The following is a 19294-nucleotide window of genomic DNA, read 5'->3' on the forward strand; positions in this document are numbered from 1 at the left end:
GTCTGCGTTTCTCCGGTCCTAAGACATCAATCATCTGCTCTCCAATGACTAGTCTAAAAACTAGTATTAAGACTATCACTTATTTAAGTGATATTGGTTGTCTGGAGATTCATGGGGCCAGTCTAGTGGCTTTTAGAGTGCTGTCTTTGCCGGTAGAAATAAATGCCGTTTGTTCATTGATAAGATCCAATGAACCCGCACTGTAAACACGCAAGTCACCGCTCGCTTTTCCGCTGATATCCAGAGTGTTTTCAGAAGAGGCATCAACAATCAGAGTGCCGTTCTGAGAAGCAAACGTGCCAGTATTGACTGTAGCCTTCGTGATATTAACCGTACTGTCTTTTACTGCCAGAGCATCAACAGTTGAGGATCCCGTAACATTCCAGACAGACCCGTTTTGCAGAGATACACTGGCATCTCCTGCCCCTGAAACTTTGCCTTTCCAGACTGAGCTATCGGAAAGATTTATATCCAGATTACTACCCGCTTTATCGCCGCTATTGAAGGTATAAGCATTACCTTCCCAGTAAGAGCGGGCAACGTTCATGTTTACATTTGTTGTGGTACCGGCTGAATTCTCGCTTGCAGAAAGGGCATGGATATCAGAGTAGATGGTTGAATCGGCGACAGATAAATTTAAATTTTGCGTTGCTGAACCTGCTCCTTGTGCCGAAGCAGAAGCATAAATTGTTTGTTTATTATTAGCCGCCCCAATTACTGAGCCATCCTTAATATTCAGATTGACTGTATGAGTTCCCGTATTCTCCTTGGCAATAACTATTGTTTCAATCCGGCCATTAATAATATTTGAGCCAGCAAGGGTAATGTTGTCGGTTGCATCACCTTTAAAACCATTCAATACGCTACCCTTTTGAGCAAAAATTGCCGTAGAGCCGTTGCTGGAACTCTTATTACCTTGAGCATTTATGGTTGTACCATTTAGCGTTACATTATTTCCCGTGGCCCCTTCCAGAGATATTCCTGTCGCACTACTTTTTTCATTTTTTGCAACGAAATTACCGCCATTAACAACAACATCGCCAGTTGAAGAAATGACCATTGCAGTCCGGACATAGGTGCCTTCACCTTGAGCTGTGATGGTGGAGCCTGTAGCATTAATCACAACATTTTTGTCACCGCTAACTTTTACACCTTCAAGGAATTTTTTGTCTGCCGTTGATTCAGCAGTAATATCATGACCGCCAAAAGTAACATTAAGATCTTTATCTGCCGCATTAATTGTTACGGCTGTAATCTGTTGGTCTGCTGTATTGCTAATAACAACATCTTGATCCAGAGTTGTCTTATCTTTATCCAGTGTAACCGGTGTAGTTGATACCGCGTTATCAGCAGCGAATGCTGGTGCAGAAAGAGCCATAACAATAGCTGTCGCTAATGCGCTGCGGTAAAATGCCTTACTGTTTTTCATGAAGAAATTCTCCATTCTGGTAACTAATTTCAATTTCCCACTTATTTATATTTATGCAGAGATAAAGCCTGCGTCCCTGCATTTACCACCACGGAATACCTGTTGGTATTTCCGTTTTCACGCAATGTCATGGCATTCGTTTTTTCCAATGCATTTCCATCACCGTGAAATTTATTGCTGCTCAGCAGCAGGGCTTCCCGCAATGACATGCTGTCCGGTATTCCCCAACGCTTTTTTAGCGACTGCTCAGCAAGCCATATCTGTCTTATCCCCGTTTTGAGAAACTGCGCACTGTATTCCCAGCTGTGTCCAGCAAGAAGCAACGACAACACCTTCTTTTGCTTTTCCGGGAAGCGTTCTGACATGACGATTGTCTTTGTGCGGTTATTCACCTCATTCATAAAGACAGAGTAACTGTCCATAACTGGCAAATTTTCTGCATGTTTCAGTCCTGAAAACCCACCAGAGGCATTTGCAACACTGATAGCACGCTCTACTGACATTCCTGTTTTCAGTAACCTCAGGTTTTTGAGAACGCCAGAAATACTCACATCCGGTGGCAGAAAAAAGGGCGCGACGCACAACACCACCACGAATGAGTGATCCCGATAAAATCGGAACCACATTTCAGCGCATTCGGCAGGTCGCCCTGCCGATATCACGACACTCTGCGGCCTGTGCCGCAATTTATTGCGTAACTCTTCTTCTGTTCTGATGCAGGTAATATTGCAGACAGAACCGGTTGATAGAGCTTCAAACTGTGCAGGTACAATTCCTGAGGGACAGAAAAGAACGAAACGCATCCTTCCCTCACAGATGTCAGTACGCCAGCACGCTGTACAGGCTGTACAGCGTGCCTCCCACTCCTGCAGCCCAGAGCAGTAGAAATATTTTGGCCCCTACACTGTAGCGAGTCCGTACGCGCCGCAGTGGGTGGTAGTAACAACGCTGCTGTGTCATAACACTCCTGGTCTTTTTTTAGACATATGTTTTCTTTGCCCGGAAAGCACTTTTCCGGATATGGCGTCAGAATTTATTGATTTACCAACGATAACTTTCTCTGGATAAAGAATTCCGGACACCATGTTCTGCACATACTGAGTGAGTCGATGAGCGGAATGTTGTCCGACATATCTTGCATGTAGCCGTATATTCCGTTTGACTCTGCTGTCACCGCATCCTGTATAGAGCAGCCTGAAATCGCTTAGTGTTCCCAGTCCAAGTTTCCTTAATGCCTGTGTGGCAATCGCATGCAGAGTCTTTGAACTGCGTTGTTCATAACGGGCAATCTCACTGAAACTCATGCCCTGCATCAGAATCTTAAGCACGCTTAACTCCCGTGCAGTCAGGAGCCAGAAATCACTCATATCGCCGGGTAAAGGACGTAGTAACCAGCGGATAATTTGATTCTGATAACGACTCGCTTTCAGCAAGGTGCCGATATGTGGGAAGCCGTTATACAGACTTGAAGCAGGAGCATTATCGAACCAGTCGGAGTCACCGGTCAGGCAGACTTGCCATTGCCCGGCATCACTCCGCAAGCGGACAAGACAAGCCAGAAGAACTAACTCCCCCGAAGGAAGCGAAGGGATATCAGCCAACAGGTAGCCACAGGAGGTCTTTAAAACGAATTCAACCTCTGTAGTGACGTTGCTGTACACCCGCACGATATACCTGTCCGCTGGGATGAGAGACTCCAGTGCCAGCCTGGTGAACTGACAGGCACTGATAATAACCAGAGGCTTCTTCATTCAGACTCGTCCACGCCATTGCTACAAAACCTGACATTTTGATTCAAAATGTCAGGTTTGGTTTAATAGCCTGAATATTTAATTTTCTTGGAATATAAATCTAATTTGTTTGATTTTTATTGTTTTTAATTTTGTGTTATTTAACAATATGAGCGAAAGTTAATCACTGGTATGATCTTTGTGGTTAATCATTTCAAATCATGGGGTTATTTTACTTTAGCGAGAAATATCAACATGTTATGTGTTTTATTTAATTGAATGGGCTGTTTTTTTATGGAAGAATTGAGGAAAACGTAGGAATCTGACATTTTGAATCAGAAGGTACTGTTTTAACGAGGCTTTTTTTTCCACACCCCTTTAAAACGAGCAGCATTACTGGCTGTGTATCTGACAGTATGCTGAATATTTCGATGACCCAGATAATCCTGAAGTAGTCGGGTATCGACACCATTGTCAGCCAGAGCAAAACCACAGGCATGACGTAACATATGAGGATGTGCTTTTACAGCTAATCCTGCACGTTTTCCAGCCTCACGAATGATAGAAAAAAAATGTTGTCTGCTGATAGGGCGGCGTTTCCGGGAGAGAAAAAGCCAGTCTCCTTCAACTCCGTTTTCAATTAACTTCCTCTGCTTAAGCCACAACTTGATCAAATTATATTCATCAGGAAGAAGAGGATGTGTTGTCGAGAAACCATTTTTAATACGCCGAATATTAAGTTGTTTTCCAGATGCATCAATATCGGATAAACGTAAATCAAGAAGTTCACTGGCCCTAAAACCGTGAATGAAAGCCATCATAATTAGACAGCGATTTCTTTCAGGAAAGGACATACTCTGGGCTGCATCCATCAGCCTGTAGACTTCATCCTGTGTGAGATATTTTCTCGTCATACGCCACCGTGTACAGTTTTAAAAAAAAGAGAGGCACACCCAGATAAGTATGCCTGCAATCAGAACGTTATCGATGTAATCTCATTATCTCATTATTAAGATTTTTTGAATAGTAGTTCTACGCAACAGATTAAATATGAACTATTTATTGTGCAGCTTTTCTACAAGTCATTTTTAATGCGTGTTTTTATCTACAGTGATGTGAGAAAATAAATATAAAAGCTATGAACTACAGGGCGTGGGGGATGTGTGTTACGTCTAATCTTTTAGTGATGTTTAGTAGTTTTGAGATATTTGACGTTATTTCTTATGAGGTTGTTTTTATTATTATCTTATTGATTTTATATGCATTTTGTCGTTCTGTGAAGTTAGGGTGTAGAAAATAAAAATTTAATATTATTCCCGTTAATTTACAATAACACATTGTTGTAAGATATTTTTTAGTCGTAAGTAAATCATTATTGATGGGTTCTGCTAATAAATTAAAGATGTTCTCTTAAATAGTTTTTTTGCTTTTTGTAAATATCAATTTGTTTATTTTTGATTCATTTGCTGGAGAGTATTTCAACAATTTTTATTTTTCGCATAAACTTATTAACAACTTTTTATTATCAATTGAAAATTAATGTAAAATAAAATGTTAGCGAAGCGATAATCTTGTGCTAAAAAATATTTAAGCATGATGATTAATTAAAGAAGAGTAAAAATAAATCACTGCCAATAAATTATACGAATCGTGTTTAAAGCTCCACGTTGTTTTGGTCTGACTTATTTTTGTCCTCGTTTCAAGAACCCTTTTCGTATATGCTAACCGTGAGCGGGAGTGAACAAGTCACCATAGCCAGGAACACTAGCGGCGTAATTCTTAAGCTGAGTGGCATTTCACCTGCGGTTTATCAGTGCATTCATAGCACCTTCATCAGCCAGATTGAACGAGTCCGCTTAGAATTTGCTGGCGAGGTTGTCACTATGAAGCATGAGAGTTACCCCTATGTTTTATATAACGATTCTGTCCCCATACCTGGAACGGTAACTCTCAATCAGATCGGTTCTTGAGTCAGTTCAAATCACGACTCATTTTTTCGCTCTCACCGGCATCCCATTTGCCACAAAATATCCCGCCGTGCTCCTCGGCAGCGCTTCCTGTCCACGAATCATATCCGCTATTTTCTCGCCAATCATAATTGTCGTGGCGTTCAAATTCCCGGTGATAATCTGCGGCATAATCGACGCATCCACCACACGCAGGCCTTCTAACCCGTGTACGCGGCCTTCGCCGTCAACCACGGACATCTCGTCGTAACCCATTTTGCAGGTACCGCACGGATGGAAGGCGGTTTCGGCGTGGTTACGCACGAACTCATCGAGCTGTTCATCCGTCTGACATTCCGTGCCGGGGCTGATTTCGCGGCCACGATACTGATCCAGCGCGGGTTGATGCATGATCTCGCGGGTGATGCGAATTGCGTCGCGGAACTCCTGCCAGTCCTGCTCGTGCGACATGTAGTTAAACAGAATCGCCGGATGCTGGTGCGGGTCGCGGGATTTAATCCGCACATGCCCACGGCTTGGCGAGCGCATTGAGCCGACGTGGCACTGGAAACCGTGCTCTTTCACTGCATTCGAGCCGTTATAGTTAATCGCTACTGGCAGGAAATGGTACTGAATATTCGGCCACGCAAATTCCTCACGGCTGCGAATAAATCCACCTGCTTCAAAGTGGTTGCTGGCACCAACGCCAGTGCCGCCAAACAGCCACTCCGCACCGATTTTCGGTTGGTTCCACCACTGCAGTGCAGGGTAGAGGGAAACCGGTTCTTTGCACTCATATTGCAGATACATCTCCAGATGATCCTGAAGATTTTCGCCGACGCCGGGTAATTCATGCACCAGCGGAATATCAAACTCCGCCAGCAGTTCAGCGTTGCCGACGCCGGAGCGTTGCAGGATCTGCGGTGAGGCAATCGCGCCTGCACATAACAGCACTTCTTTGTTGGCCGTTGCGCGGGTTGGGATGGTGCTGTCGCCTTCCAGCCATTCGACGCCCACCGCGCGTTTGCCGTCAAAAATGATGTGATCGGTCATAGCGTGAGTACGAATGGTCAGGTTAGGGCGCGATTTGGCCTGATCGAGATAACCGCGCGCGGTACTGGCGCGACGGCCCTGCGGCGTGACGGTGCGATCCATCGGGCCAAAACCTTCCTGCTGATAGCCGTTGAGATCGTCCGTGCGCGGGTAGCCTGCCTGCACGCCCGCTTCAATCATCGCTTCAAACAGCGGATTGACGCCGGGTTTGGAGGTGGTGACGCTCACCGGGCCATCGCCACCGTGGTAGTCGTTCTCGCCCACATCGCGAGTCTCGGCCTTGCGGTAGTAGGGCAGGCAGTCGAGATAACTCCAGTTCTCCAGACCGGGTTCTTGCGCCCAGTTATCGAGATCCAGCGCATTGCCACGGATGTAGCACATGCCGTTGATCAGCGACGATCCACCCAGGCCTTTACCGCGTCCGCACTCCATGCGGCGGTTATTCATAAACGGTTCAGGCTCTGTTTCATAGGCCCAGTTGTAGCGTTTGCCCTGTAGTGGGAACGCCAGCGCTGCGGGCATCTGGGTGCGGAAGTCAAAGCGATAGTCCGGGCCGCCCGCTTCAAGCAGCAGCACGGAGGTATTCGGATCTTCAGTCAGACGGGTAGCGAGAACGTTGCCGGCTGAGCCGGCACCAATAATGATGTAGTCAAATTGCAAATAAACCTCCTGGTTAGAATATGGACTGGAATTTAGCCATCTCAACCTGGATGGACTTCACCTGGGTGTAACTCTGGAGCGTCATCACGCCGTTCTCGCGACCAATGCCGGAGTGTTTGTAGCCGCCAACGGGCATCTCTGCCGGGGATTCGCCCCAGGTGTTGATCCAGCAAATACCCGCTTCCAGCTGATGAATGACGCGATGCGCGCGGTTCAGGTCCGCCGTCACGATGCCCGCCGCCAGGCCGTAGTCGGTATCATTGGCGCGGCGAATCACTTCGTCCTCAGATTCATAAGTGAGAAGCGACATCACTGGCCCGAAGATCTCTTCACGCACGATGGTCATATCGTCGCTGCAATCGGTGAACACTGTCGGTGCAACCCATGCGCCGTTATCGAAGCCATCGCCTTTCAGTACATCGCCGCCGCACAGTACGCGCGCGCCTTCCTCTTTGCCTTTGGCGATATAGCGCAGCACGTTATCGCGATGCGGGAAGCTGACCAGCGGGCCGAAGTTAGTTTGCGGATCGAAAACGTCGCCCGCGCGAATGCGCTCAACGCGCGCCAGAATTTTCTGCTCAAATGCGGCTTTGCATTTCGCCGGAACGAAGACGCGGGTGCCATTGGTACACACCTGACCGGAGCTGAAGAAGTTTGCCATCATGGCGATATCGGCGGCGAGATCGAGATCCGCATCATCGAAAACGATCAGCGGTGATTTACCGCCCAGTTCCATGGTCACTTCTTTCAGGGAAGAGGCCGCCGAGTTAGCCATCACTTTTTTGCCGCTGGCGACACCGCCGGTAAATGACACTTTGGCAATGCCCGGATGCTCGGTCAGATATTGCCCGGTCTCCGCGCCCACGCCCGGCAACACGTTAAATACGCCGTCCGGCAGGCCCGCTTCGCTGTAAATTTCAGCCAGCTTTAACGCGGTAAGCGGGGTAACTTCGCTCGGTTTGAAAATCATTGCGTTGCCTGCCGCCAGCGCCGGGGCGGATTTCCACAGGGCAATCTGGATCGGGTAGTTCCATGCGCCAATCCCTGCCACTACGCCCAGCGGTTCGCGGCGGGTATACACAAAGGACGTTTCACGCAACGGGATCTGGCTGCCTTCCAGCGCCGGGATCAGCCCGGCGTAGTACTCCAGCACGTCCGCACCGGTAACGATATCGACGGTTGAGGTTTCCGAATATGCTTTTCCGGTGTCGAGGGTTTCCAGTTTTGCGAGTTCGTCATTGCGTTCACGCAGAATATCAACGGCCCGACGCAGAATACGCGAGCGCTCCATAGCGGTCATCGCCGCCCAGATTTTTTGCCCCTGTTGGGCACTCTTCACGGCGCGATCGACATCCTCACGCCCGGCGGCCTGCACGGTCGCCAGCACGTTACCGTTGGCCGGGTTAATGGTCTCGAAGGTGCGACCGCTGGTGGCGGAGGTATAACCACCATGTATATAAAGCTGCTGTTCTGCCATTCGGGACATCACGTCTCCTCGGTTAATCGGTGGGTAAATGCTGAGTAATAAAGTGACGGGTCAGCGAGTGTGCGAGAGGTTTATCCAGCGGTTTGCCGCTCAGTGCCGCGCGCAGCCATAATCCGTCAATCAGCGCGGCAAGGCCGTAGCCCGCTTCCTGTGCCTGTTGGCGCGGTAACTCGCGGCGAAATTCGCTCACCAGATTCGACAATAAGCGGCGGCTACTGACCTGCTGTAAACGATAGAGCATCGGCTGATGCATACTGCTGGCCCAGAACGCCAGCCAGGCTTTCATCGCCGCACTGCTCACCTGCGTTTCATCGAAGTTTCCGCCAACAATCGCCTGTAATCGCTGCTCTGCACTGCCCTGCGGAAGTGCATGTAATCGATTCAAAACCGCGTCACGCAGCTGACTGGTGATATCGCGCATGGTTGCTTCCAGCAGACCATTTTTGTCCCTGAAATAGTGGCTGATGATCCCCGTAGAAACGCCTGCACGGCGGGCGATCTGCGCGATCGTTGCATCGTGCATGCCCACTTCATTTATTGCTTCCAGTGTGGCGTCGATCAGTTGTCTGCGCCGGATCGACTGCATCCCCAATTTGGGCATTTTCGCCACTCCATTCATCAGCGTTGTTTATCTATTAAAGCGGTTATTGATTGGACGTTCAATATAAAATGTGTCTTAATTGTTACGAATTTGATTTTAAATGGTAACAATAACAGTGGGGATACTGGATGACAGACCTTTCACACAGCAGGGAAAAGGACAAAATCAATCCGGTGGTGTTTTACACCTCCGCCGGACTGATTTTGTTGTTTTCCCTGACAACGATCCTGTTTCGCGACTTCTCGGCCCTGTGGATTGGCCGCACGCTGGACTGGGTTTCTAAAACCTTCGGTTGGTACTATCTACTGGCGGCAACGCTCTATATTGTCTTTGTGGTCTGTATCGCTTGTTCGCGTTTTGGTTCGGTGAAGCTCGGGCCAGAACAATCCAAACCGGAATTCAGCCTGCTGAGTTGGGCGGCGATGCTGTTTGCTGCCGGGATCGGTATCGACCTGATGTTCTTCTCCGTAGCCGAACCGGTAACGCAGTATATGCAGCCGCCGGAAGGCGCGGGACAGACGATTGAGGCCGCGCGTCAGGCGATGGTCTGGACGCTGTTTCACTACGGCTTAACCGGCTGGTCGATGTATGCGCTGATGGGCATGGCGCTCGGATACTTTAGCTATCGTTATAATTTGCCGCTCACCATCCGCTCGGCGCTGTACCCGATCTTCGGTAAACGGATTAACGGGCCGATAGGGCACTCAGTGGATATTGCAGCGGTGATCGGCACCATCTTCGGTATTGCCACTACGCTCGGTATCGGTGTGGTGCAGCTTAACTATGGCTTGAGCGTACTGTTTGATATTCCCGATTCGATGGCGGCAAAAGCGGCACTGATCGCCTTGTCGGTGATAATCGCCACGATCTCTGTCACCTCCGGTGTCGATAAGGGGATTCGTGTGTTATCGGAACTTAACGTTGCGCTGGCGCTGGGATTGATCCTGTTCGTATTGTTTATGGGCGACACCTCGTTCCTGCTTAATGCGCTGGTGCTGAATGTTGGCGACTATGTGAATCGCTTTATGGGCATGACGCTCAACAGTTTTGCCTTCGACCGTCCAGTTGAGTGGATGAATAACTGGACGCTCTTCTTCTGGGCATGGTGGGTGGCATGGTCGCCGTTTGTCGGCTTGTTCCTGGCGCGTATCTCGCGTGGGCGTACCATTCGCCAGTTCGTGCTGGGCACGTTGATTATTCCGTTTACCTTCACGCTGTTATGGCTCTCGGTGTTCGGCAATAGCGCGCTGTATGAAATCATCCACGGCGGCGCGGCATTTGCCGAGGAAGCGATGGTCCATCCGGAGCGCGGCTTCTACAGCCTGCTGGCGCAGTATCCGGCGTTTACCTTTAGCGCCTCCGTCGCCACCATTACTGGCCTGCTGTTTTATGTGACCTCGGCGGACTCCGGTGCGCTGGTGCTGGGGAATTTCACCTCGCAGCTTAAAGATATCAACAGCGACGCCCCCGGCTGGCTGCGCGTCTTCTGGTCGGTGGCGATTGGCCTGCTGACGCTCGGCATGCTGATGACCAACGGGATATCCGCGCTGCAAAACACCACGGTGATTATGGGGCTGCCGTTCAGCTTTGTGATCTTCTTCGTGATGGCGGGGTTGTATAAATCTCTGAAGGTAGAAGATTACCGCCGTGAAAGTGCCAACCGCGATACCGCGCCGCGACCGCTGGGGCTTCAGGATCGCCTGAGCTGGAAAAAACGTCTCTCGCGCCTGATGAATTATCCGGGCACGCGTTACACTAAACAGATGATGGAGACGGTCTGTTACCCGGCAATGGAAGAAGTGGCGCAGGAGCTGCGGTTGCGCGGCGCGTACGTGGAGCTAAAAAGCCTGCCGCCGGAAGAGGGACAACAGTTGGGGCATCTGGATTTGTTGGTGCATATGGGCGAAGAACAAAACTTTGTCTATCAGATTTGGCCGCAGCAATATTCGGTGCCGGGCTTTACCTACCGCGCACGTAGCGGTAAATCGACCTACTACCGGCTGGAAACCTTCCTGTTAGAAGGCAGCCAGGGCAACGACCTGATGGACTACAGCAAAGAGCAGGTGATCACCGATATTCTTGACCAGTACGAGCGGCACCTTAACTTTATTCATCTCCATCGTGAAGCGCCGGGCCATAGCGTGATGTTCCCGGACGCGTGATTGTTATTGCATAAAACCGCGCCATGTCTGCATATGGCGCGGGAATCATTGACTCGCTGTAAAAAATTATGCATATATTATATATGATTGTCATGTCATATCCTGAAATTCCTCTTGTATCACTTCATGATTTTATATTTTATTAATTAACGACTTTATTTTGTATTAGCTGAATGGATTCAGTCCTATAGGGTTATATATTTATTAATAAGACGATTCTTATATTTGGATACCTAATAAGAGTTACCACTTTTACCGGCTGTATATTAAATGTATTTCTCCTGCTTTTGTTTATATTTTGAGTTGATTTGAGTTCCTGGATACATATAATGCGCAGGTATTAGAGACTGGGGGGGGAATGTAATGATAAAGTTAAGAGTGTTAACTTAAAATAAGTTTTCAGTAGTAACTTGCTATTTTATTACCCTCTGAACTACATACTCAGATATGTGGTTGTCAATGCTATGCAAAATTTTTGAATTTTTATATGCGATGAACAGTAACCGGAATGGCATTTAATGCGTTGCTGTTTATGCAATCTTGGTTTTATTTGGATGTATTGCTGGAGATTGTGATGAATAAAATATATCGGCTAAAGTGGAACAGGTCCCGTAACTGTTGGAGCGTCTGCTCGGAGCTGGGGAGCAGAGTAAAAGGAAAAAAGTCCCGGGCTGTTTTAATTAGCGCGATAAGTTTATATTCATCTCTGGTATTCGCCGATGATGTCATCGTAAACCAGGATAAAACTATTGATTTTGGCAAAGAGAACCAGAGCATCGATTACCGTATTACGGTGACTGACAATGCCAATCTGGTAATCAATGCGACAGATACTTCCCGTCCGCGTCTGACTCTCGCTTCTGGTGGTGGGTTGGATATTACCGGAGGAAAGGTAACAATCAATGGCCCACTTAACTTTTTGTTAAAAGGGACGGGGTTCCTGAATGTCTCCAATGCTGGCAGCGAGTTATATGCTGATGATTTGTATGAATCAAACTCAGGCATGAGACACGATCGCGGCTATTTTAATGTTTCCAACGGCGGCAAAATCCATGTTAAGGGCACCAGCCGTCTGACCTATTTGCAGGGAAATGTCAGTGGTGAAGGCAGCCAGGTAAATTCTAAAACCTTCTTTATGGGCGTTTACGGCAGTTACGGTGGTAATCAGTACCTGTCAGTTAATAACGGCGGTGAAGTTAATGCCAGTGAGAAAATTAGCCTGGGTTATTATGATCAAAACTCCGATACAACACTTGCTGTTTCGGAAGGTGGTAAAATCTCTGCGCCGACTATTAGTTTAAGCACCAACTCTGAGTTAGCGTTAGGTGCACAGGAAGGAAGTGCTGCGAAGGCTGCAGGGATTATTGATGCCGAAAAAATTGAGTTTGTGTGGGCAAAGACATCCGAGAAGAAAATCACCTTAAACCACACGGATAAAAACGCGACTATTTCCGCGGATATTGTCAGTGACAGCGAGGGCCTGGGCTATATCAATGCGCTCAATGGTACGACTTACTTAACCGGGGATAACTCTGCCTTTAGCGGCAAAGTAACGATTGAGAAAAATGGCGCTTTGGGGATCACCCAAAATATAGGCTCTGCAGAAATCACCAACCGCGGGAAATTACACCTGAAGGCTGAGGATAGCATGACCTTTGCCAATAAGATCTCCGGCAACGGTACAATAAGTATCGACAGTGGGACGGTGGAGTTGACCGGCAATAACTATGCATTCTACGGATATATTGATGTTGCTTCCGATGCTGTAGCTGTTATTTCTGAAGACAAGAACATCGGACGTGCGGAACTGGATGTTGATGGCAAACTGCAAATCAATGCCAATAAAGATTGGGTATTTGATAACGATCTTGAAGGTAGAGGCATTGTTGAAATAAACATGGGGAATCACGAATTCTCCTTTGATGAGTTTGCTTATACAGACTGGTTCCAGGGTTCACTGGCGTTCCAGAACACGACATTTAATCTGGAAAAGAATGCTGAGTTTCTGCAGAAAGGCGGGATCACTGCGGGTCAGGGAAGCCTGGTAACAGTGGGTAAGGGCGCTCACTCCATTAGCACTTTGGGATTCTCCGGCGGAACGGTTGATTTTGGTGCCCTGGCAGCAGGTGCACAGATGACAGAAGGGACAGTCAACGTTAGTAAAACGCTGGATTTGCGCGGCGAGGGTGTGATTCAGGTTTCTGACAGTGACGTTGTCCGCTCAGTATCTCGTGATATTGACTCCGCGTTATCGCTTACTGAAGTTGATGATGGTAACAGCACCATTAAGTTGGTTGATGCGCAAGGTGCGGAAGTTCTGGGCGATGCGGGCAATCTGCAATTGCAGGATAAAAATGGGCAAATCCTCTCCAGCAGCGCCCAACGTGATATTCAGCAGAATGGGCAAAAAGCGGCCGTCGGCACTTACGACTATCGTCTGACGAGTGGGGTAAACAATGACGGTCTGTATATCGGTTACGGCCTGACCCAGCTTGATTTACACGCTACCGACAGCGATGCTCTGGTGCTGAGCTCTAACGGTAAAAGCGAGAATGCCGCCGATCTCAGCGCAAAGATTAGCGGCAGTGGTGACCTGGCATTCAGCAGCCAGAAAGGTCAGACCGTATCGCTTTCTAACAAAGACAACGACTATACCGGTGTTACCGATCTGCGCAGTGGGACGCTTTTGTTGAATAACGATAACGTGTTGGGTAATACCCATGAACTGCGTCTGGCGGCAGAGACTGAACTGGATATGAATGGTCACAGCCAGACCGTGGGCACGCTCAATGGCAGCGCCGATTCACTGCTGAGCTTAAATGGCGGCAGTCTGACGGTTACCAACGGGGGCACTTCAACCGGTTCGTTAACGGGGAGCGGAGAGCTGAATATTCAGGGCGGCACGCTGGACATCGCGGGCGATAACAGCAACCTGACGGCGAATGTGAACATTGCTAATTCGGCTAATGTCCTGGTAAGTCATGCGCAGGGATTGGGTAGCGCAAACGTTGAGAACAACGGTACCCTGGCGTTGAATAATAGCACTGAAAAAAGAGCGGCTGCGTCTGTGAATTACACCCTGGGCGGCAATCTGACCAACAACGGTACGCTGATGACCGGAATGTCAGGACAGCAAGCTGGCAATGTGTTAGTGGTGAAGGGGAACTACCACGGTAATAACGGTCAACTAGTAATGAATACGGTACTGAATGGCGATGACTCAGTAACCGATAAATTGGTTGTCGAGGGCGATACTAGCGGCACGACTGCCGTTACGGTGAATAACGCTGGCGGTATAGGTGCGAAAACCCTTAACGGTATCGAACTTATCCATGTAGACGGTAAGTCTGAGGGCGAATTTGTTCAGGCTGGTCGTATCGTTGCGGGGGCGTATGACTACACTCTCGCGCGTGGACAAGGGGCAAATAGTGGTAACTGGTATCTGACCAGCGGCAGTGATTCTCCTGAACTGCAGCCGGAGCCAGACCCGATGCCGAATCCGGAGCCAAACCCGAATCCAGAGCCGAACCCTAACCCGACACCTACGCCGGGTCCGGATCTGAATGTGGATAATGACCTGCGACCGGAGGCGGGTAGCTACATTGCGAACCTTGCAGCAGCGAATACAATGTTCACCACGCGTCTGCATGAGCGTCTGGGTAATACGTACTATACCGACATGGTGACGGGTGAGCAGAAACAAACCACTATGTGGATGCGCCATGAAGGTGGTCGTAATAAATGGCGTGATGGCAGCGGCCAGCTGAAAACCCAAAGCAATCGCTATGTTCTGCAACTGGGAGGCGATGTCGCGCAGTGGAGCCAAAACGGCAGCGACAGCTGGCATGTTGGGGTCATGGCGGGATATGGCAACAGCGACAGCAAAACCATTTCCTCGCGAACCGGTTATCGTGCAAAAGCGAGTGTGAACGGATATAGCACCGGCCTCTATGCCACCTGGTATGCCGATGACGAGTCGCGTAATGGCGCGTATCTCGACAGTTGGGCGCAGTACAGCTGGTTTGATAACACAGTGAAAGGGGATGACTTACAAAGTGAATCCTATAAATCAAAAGGATTTACCGCTTCACTGGAAGCTGGATACAAACACAAATTAGCTGAATTTAATGGCAGCCAGGGAACGCGTAATGAATGGTATGTTCAGCCGCAAGCACAGGTTACCTGGATGGGAGTCAAAGCCGATAAGCACCGCGAAAGCAACGGAACCCTCGTTCATAGCAACGGTGATGGCAATGTTCAAACCCGACTTGGCGTAAAAACCTGGCTGAAGAGCCACCATAAAATGGATGACGGTAAATCCCGCGAGTTCCAGCCGTTTGTAGAAGTGAACTGGCTGCATAACAGTAAGGATTTCAGCACCAGTATGGATGGCGTGTCCGTCACTCAGGATGGAGCCCGAAATATTGCTGAGATAAAAACCGGGGTGGAAGGACAGCTAAATGCCAACCTGAATGTCTGGGGGAATGTGGGCGTTCAGGTTGCCGATAGGGGATATAATGACACCTCTGCAATGGTTGGCATTAAGTGGCAATTCTGATCTGAATAATGAGTAAAAGGAGAGAGAGCCGAACGGGAGATAATTCGGCTCTCTGTGTCATTTTCTTGCAGCCAGCTTTATCAGTCAGAGTGAAGACTCGCAGATTTAGCTGGCGCACAAGATTTAATCAAGGTGTGTTCAATGGCTTCGCATGATTTGAGTGTTTTTTTGGAAGAGTTCGGGGCAACGGTGAATTTGACGTTGCCTGGTATCGTGTCCGAAAAAGAACGGCTTTTACTCAAGCTGCTAATGGAGGGAATGTCGGTTACAGAAATCTCACAGTACAGAAATCGCAGTGCAAAGACAATTTCACATCAAAAGAAGCAGCTGTATGAAAAACTAGGCATCCAGAGTGATATTACCTTCTGGCGGGATATCTTTTTTCAATATCATCCGCAAGTCATCAGTGGCACGGGAAATAAAAATAATTTTTATATCCCTGATAACCGTTGTCACCATATCGTCACGCCTGAAGCCATCAGTCTGGCGTTGGAAAACCACGAATTCAAACCGTGGATCCAACCGGTTTTCTGCGCGCAGACTGGGGTACTGACGGGCTGTGAGGTACTTGTCCGCTGGGAACATCCACAAACGGGAATTATCCCACCGGATCAGTTTATTCCTCTGGCGGAGTCATCCGGTCTTATTGTCATAATGACCCGCCAACTGATGAAACAGACTGCGGATATTCTGATGCCGGTAAAACATTTGCTGCCGGACAATTTCCATATTGGCATCAACGTCTCGGCGGGTTGTTTTTTGGCAGCGGGATTTGAAAAAGAGTGTCTGAACCTGGTTAAGAAATTAGGTAACGATAAAATCAAGCTGGTTCTCGAGCTAACGGAACGTAATCCTATTCCGGTAACGCCAGAAGCCAGAGCGATATTTGACAGCCTTCATCAGCACAACATTACCTTTGCGCTGGATGACTTTGGTACGGGTTATGCGACCTATCGTTACTTGCAGGCGTTCCCGGTCGATTTTATTAAGATCGATAAGTCATTTGTGCAAATGGCGAGTGTCGACGAAATCTCCGGTCATATTGTGGACAATATTGTCGAACTAGCGCGTAAGCCTGGTCTGAGTATCGTGGCGGAAGGGGTAGAAACCCAGGAGCAGGCGGATTTAATGATCGGTAAAGGCGTTCACTTTTTGCAGGGCTATTTGTACTCTCCGCCAGTACCGGGTAATAAATTTATCTCTGAATGGGTAATGAAAGCAGGTGGTTGATGTAAACCGCTATTCACAGCGCATCGGGAGGTTGGCAGCGATTAATTCTCCCGATGCAGTAAATCCTGATAGATCCCCGTTAATATGCCATTTGGCGCAAATTGTTTTTTAATCCACTGCGTCACCTGACCCGTAGCAGAATGCTGAGTCGCCAGTAACATGCGCGAATCCTGGCGCGGATTATGGATTTGTCGGGTAACCAGCAGGGATTGCGTCATCGCCTCACGGACCATGTAATCCGGCAAAAAACCAATTCCTTCACCTAAAATCTGGCACTGACATTTGGTGTTGAAATCTGGCACCAGAATTGACTCCTGCCCGTGCAGCAACCAGCCCACTTTTTTATTAATCGTATGCGCGGTGTCCTCCACCATAATATTAGGGTAGAGACGCAGTTGGCTTTCGGCGATGGGTTCCGGCATAAAGGCTAACGGGTGATCCGGGGCGATAGCAAAAGCCCAGCGAATCGCGCCAATTTCAGTGTAATCAATACCGCCGCCGTCCAGTAGTGTATCGGGTGCGCCGATGGCGATATTGGCCTGATTATTAATAATCGCATCCCAGACGCCGTTATACACTTCGGTCGTCACGGTAATCTGGCAGGTAGGAAACTGCTTTTTCAGCACCTGTAATAAGCGCGCGGTGTGTTTGGGCGTATAAAGCAGCTGATTAATACAAATGCGCACCCGTGCTTCTATGCCCTGCGAAATAGTATCGATACTGCGTTTGATGGCGTGAAAATCATTCAGCAGGTCGGTAGCTTTGCGGAAAAAATAACGCCCGGACTCGGTTAACTCAATGCTGCGGGTGTTGCGAGTGAACAGCACCACATCCAGCCCCGTCTCCATACGCTTGATGGTGTAGCTAATGGCGGAAGTGGTTAAACCCAACTCGTCTGCGGCTTTACTGAAGCTGCCAAAACGCGCAGCGGTAGTAAATGCCAACAGATTCTCTTCGGTAAAAATTGAGTTCATTAAACCATTCTCGCCATTATCTACTATGAATTTCTCCAGCTATGACTGTAGAGGTATCGGTTAAAGATAGATAATCATTTTTGAATAACTTTTAATACCCGTCGCGTTTAGTCGTCGCTTCGCTTAATTTTTGTCCACCATATTCTGAAATTATCCCCACGCAGTTACCCGCCAGAAAACCCAGTAACGTCACCGTCCAGTTCATCCCGCTGGCAAAAAACAGCGTCATGCCGAGAAAGCCACCGGGAATAAAGGACAGTAACCAGAAACGCCCTTGCCAGACCACTACCGCCGAGAAGGGTACGGTAGTAATTACGCTCGCCCAGAACGCGGACAGTCCACTTACAGAGGCCAGCCAACCGGCAGCCAGCGCGGCGAAAAATGCCCACACCATCCCGGAATAATTAACCGCCAGACTTCTGATAAACCCCGATTTACCGCCGCCTGCGGCATAAAAACTGCAAAAGGCGACGAAGCCAATGGTTCCTAATAATTCCCATCCCTGAGAGAGCCCGACATGTGAAGACACTAACTGCCAAAGCCCTGCACAAATACCGACGGTGACACCCGTTGCCGTGAGTCCGTTCATCTTGTTCCCCTCTGGTTAGACATGGACGAAAGCTACTCTTACATGTGCAGACTATAGAGAAATAAAACCTGATTGAGTGAAAGGGTATCGGGTCAAAGAAACAAATATTGCACTACCGCACACTGCGAAAAGATTGTTGAACATCATTCAACAAAAAGGCGAAATACAGCGAATTAAATTTAAGCGGGTTCTTTTATCAGATTATCGTTGCTATTCTCAATTCATCGAAAACAGCCACAAAAACCAGGGGAATGTGAATGAGTATAAAAAATCTACCTGCCGACTATTTATTGGCTGCACAACAGGGTGATATCGATAAAGTAAAAACCTGCCTTGCGCTGGGTGTCGATATTAATACCTGCGATCGTCAGGGGAAAACGGCAATTACGCTGGCAAGTTTATATCAGCAATATGCTTGCGTTCAGGCATTAATTGATGCCGGAGCGGATATTAATAAGCAAGATCATACCTGTTTAAATCCTTTTTTAATTAGCTGTCTGAACGATGATTTAACGCTACTACGAATTATTTTACCGGCTAAACCCGATCTTAATTGCGTAACCCGTTTTGGCGGTGTCGGCCTGACGCCTGCCTGTGAAAAAGGCCATTTAAGTATTGTAAAAGAGCTTTTGGCGCATACGGAGATTAACGTTAACCAGACCAACCATGTAGGCTGGACGCCGCTACTGGAAGCGATTGTGCTTAATGATGGTGGTATTAAACAGCAGGCGATTGTGCAGTTATTGCTGGAACACGGTGCCAGCCCGCATCTGACCGATAAATATGGCAAAACGCCACTGGAACTGGCGCGGGAACGGGGCTTTGAAGAGATTGCGCAGTTACTGATTGCCGCAGGTGCATAAACCGGGAGGCTTG

At 48.4% G+C, this 19294-nt stretch carries 12 protein-coding genes and 2 pseudogenes; 5 read left to right on the plus strand and 9 right to left on the minus strand.

Annotation, left to right across the window (positions count from 1 at the left end):
* Positions 1–124: 124 nt before the first annotated feature.
* The 4 genes and pseudogenes from ACJHXA_RS19090 to ipbA form a co-directional block, all read right to left on the minus strand.
* Positions 125–1429, minus strand: a pseudogene (locus ACJHXA_RS19090) (adhesin); the annotation flags it as partial.
* Between the two features lie 41 nt (positions 1430–1470).
* Positions 1471–2232, minus strand: a complete 762-nt coding sequence (hyxA, locus tag ACJHXA_RS19095; RefSeq protein WP_001406334.1) for a protein HyxA — start codon at positions 2230–2232, stop codon at positions 1471–1473.
* A 153-nt stretch (positions 2233–2385) separates the two neighbouring features.
* On the minus strand, positions 2386–3180 hold the full coding sequence (gene hyxR / locus ACJHXA_RS19100; protein WP_001315275.1) for a LuxR family transcriptional regulator HyxR: 795 nt from the start codon (positions 3178–3180) through the stop codon (positions 2386–2388).
* A gap of 329 nt (positions 3181–3509) precedes the next feature.
* Entirely contained in the window at positions 3510–4073 is a 564-nt protein-coding gene (gene ipbA / locus ACJHXA_RS19105; protein WP_001295805.1) for a tyrosine-type DNA invertase IpbA, read from the minus strand.
* A gap of 245 nt (positions 4074–4318) precedes the next feature.
* Between ipbA and ACJHXA_RS19110 the strand changes: the two are divergent.
* Positions 4319–4452 (plus strand): annotated as a pseudogene (locus ACJHXA_RS19110) (hypothetical protein).
* 695 nt (positions 4453–5147) lie between these two features.
* On the opposite strand, the gene betA reads toward ACJHXA_RS19110, so the two are convergent.
* The 3 genes from betA to betI are packed head-to-tail and all read right to left on the minus strand — an operon-like array spanning position 5148 to position 8905.
* Entirely contained in the window at positions 5148–6818 is a 1671-nt protein-coding gene (gene betA, locus ACJHXA_RS19115; RefSeq protein ID WP_001159102.1) for a choline dehydrogenase, read from the minus strand.
* A gap of 13 nt (positions 6819–6831) precedes the next feature.
* Positions 6832–8304, minus strand: coding sequence for a betaine-aldehyde dehydrogenase (gene betB / locus ACJHXA_RS19120; protein ID WP_000089077.1), 1473 nt, complete (start codon positions 8302–8304; stop codon positions 6832–6834).
* 13 nt (positions 8305–8317) lie between these two features.
* Positions 8318–8905, minus strand: coding sequence for a transcriptional regulator BetI (gene betI, locus ACJHXA_RS19125; RefSeq protein WP_001295527.1), 588 nt, complete (start codon positions 8903–8905; stop codon positions 8318–8320).
* 128 nt (positions 8906–9033) lie between these two features.
* On the opposite strand from betI, the gene betT reads away from it, so the two are divergent.
* From betT to ACJHXA_RS19140, 3 genes are all read left to right on the plus strand, one after another.
* Positions 9034–11067, plus strand: coding sequence for a choline BCCT transporter BetT (gene betT, locus ACJHXA_RS19130; RefSeq protein ID WP_000131044.1), 2034 nt, complete (start codon positions 9034–9036; stop codon positions 11065–11067).
* Positions 11068–11641: 574 nt separating this feature from the next.
* Complete coding sequence (gene ehaA, locus ACJHXA_RS19135; RefSeq protein WP_001406337.1) at positions 11642–15625, plus strand: autotransporter adhesin EhaA; 3984 nt, start codon at positions 11642–11644, stop codon at positions 15623–15625.
* Between the two features lie 141 nt (positions 15626–15766).
* The gene (locus ACJHXA_RS19140) at positions 15767–16855 is read left to right on the plus strand and encodes an EAL domain-containing protein (protein WP_000146391.1); all 1089 of its coding nucleotides are present in this window, start codon (positions 15767–15769) and stop codon (positions 16853–16855) included.
* A gap of 41 nt (positions 16856–16896) precedes the next feature.
* Here the strand turns inward: ACJHXA_RS19140 and ACJHXA_RS19145 are convergent, their stop codons facing one another.
* Together ACJHXA_RS19145 and ACJHXA_RS19150 are read right to left on the minus strand one after the other, a co-directional pair.
* Complete coding sequence (locus ACJHXA_RS19145) at positions 16897–17829, minus strand: LysR substrate-binding domain-containing protein (RefSeq protein ID WP_001084379.1); 933 nt, start codon at positions 17827–17829, stop codon at positions 16897–16899.
* Between the two features lie 91 nt (positions 17830–17920).
* Positions 17921–18418, minus strand: a complete 498-nt coding sequence (locus ACJHXA_RS19150; RefSeq protein ID WP_001013880.1) for a DUF1097 domain-containing protein — start codon at positions 18416–18418, stop codon at positions 17921–17923.
* 257 nt (positions 18419–18675) lie between these two features.
* Between ACJHXA_RS19150 and ACJHXA_RS19155 the strand changes: the two genes are divergently transcribed.
* A complete protein-coding gene (locus ACJHXA_RS19155; RefSeq protein WP_000023635.1) occupies positions 18676–19281 on the plus strand; it encodes an ankyrin repeat domain-containing protein in 606 nt (201 codons plus the stop codon).
* Positions 19282–19294 lie beyond the last annotated feature (13 nt).

The sequence above is a fragment of the Escherichia sp. WS33 genome, assembly GCF_046486385.1.
Taxonomy (GTDB): Bacteria; Pseudomonadota; Gammaproteobacteria; order Enterobacterales; family Enterobacteriaceae; genus ECMA0423.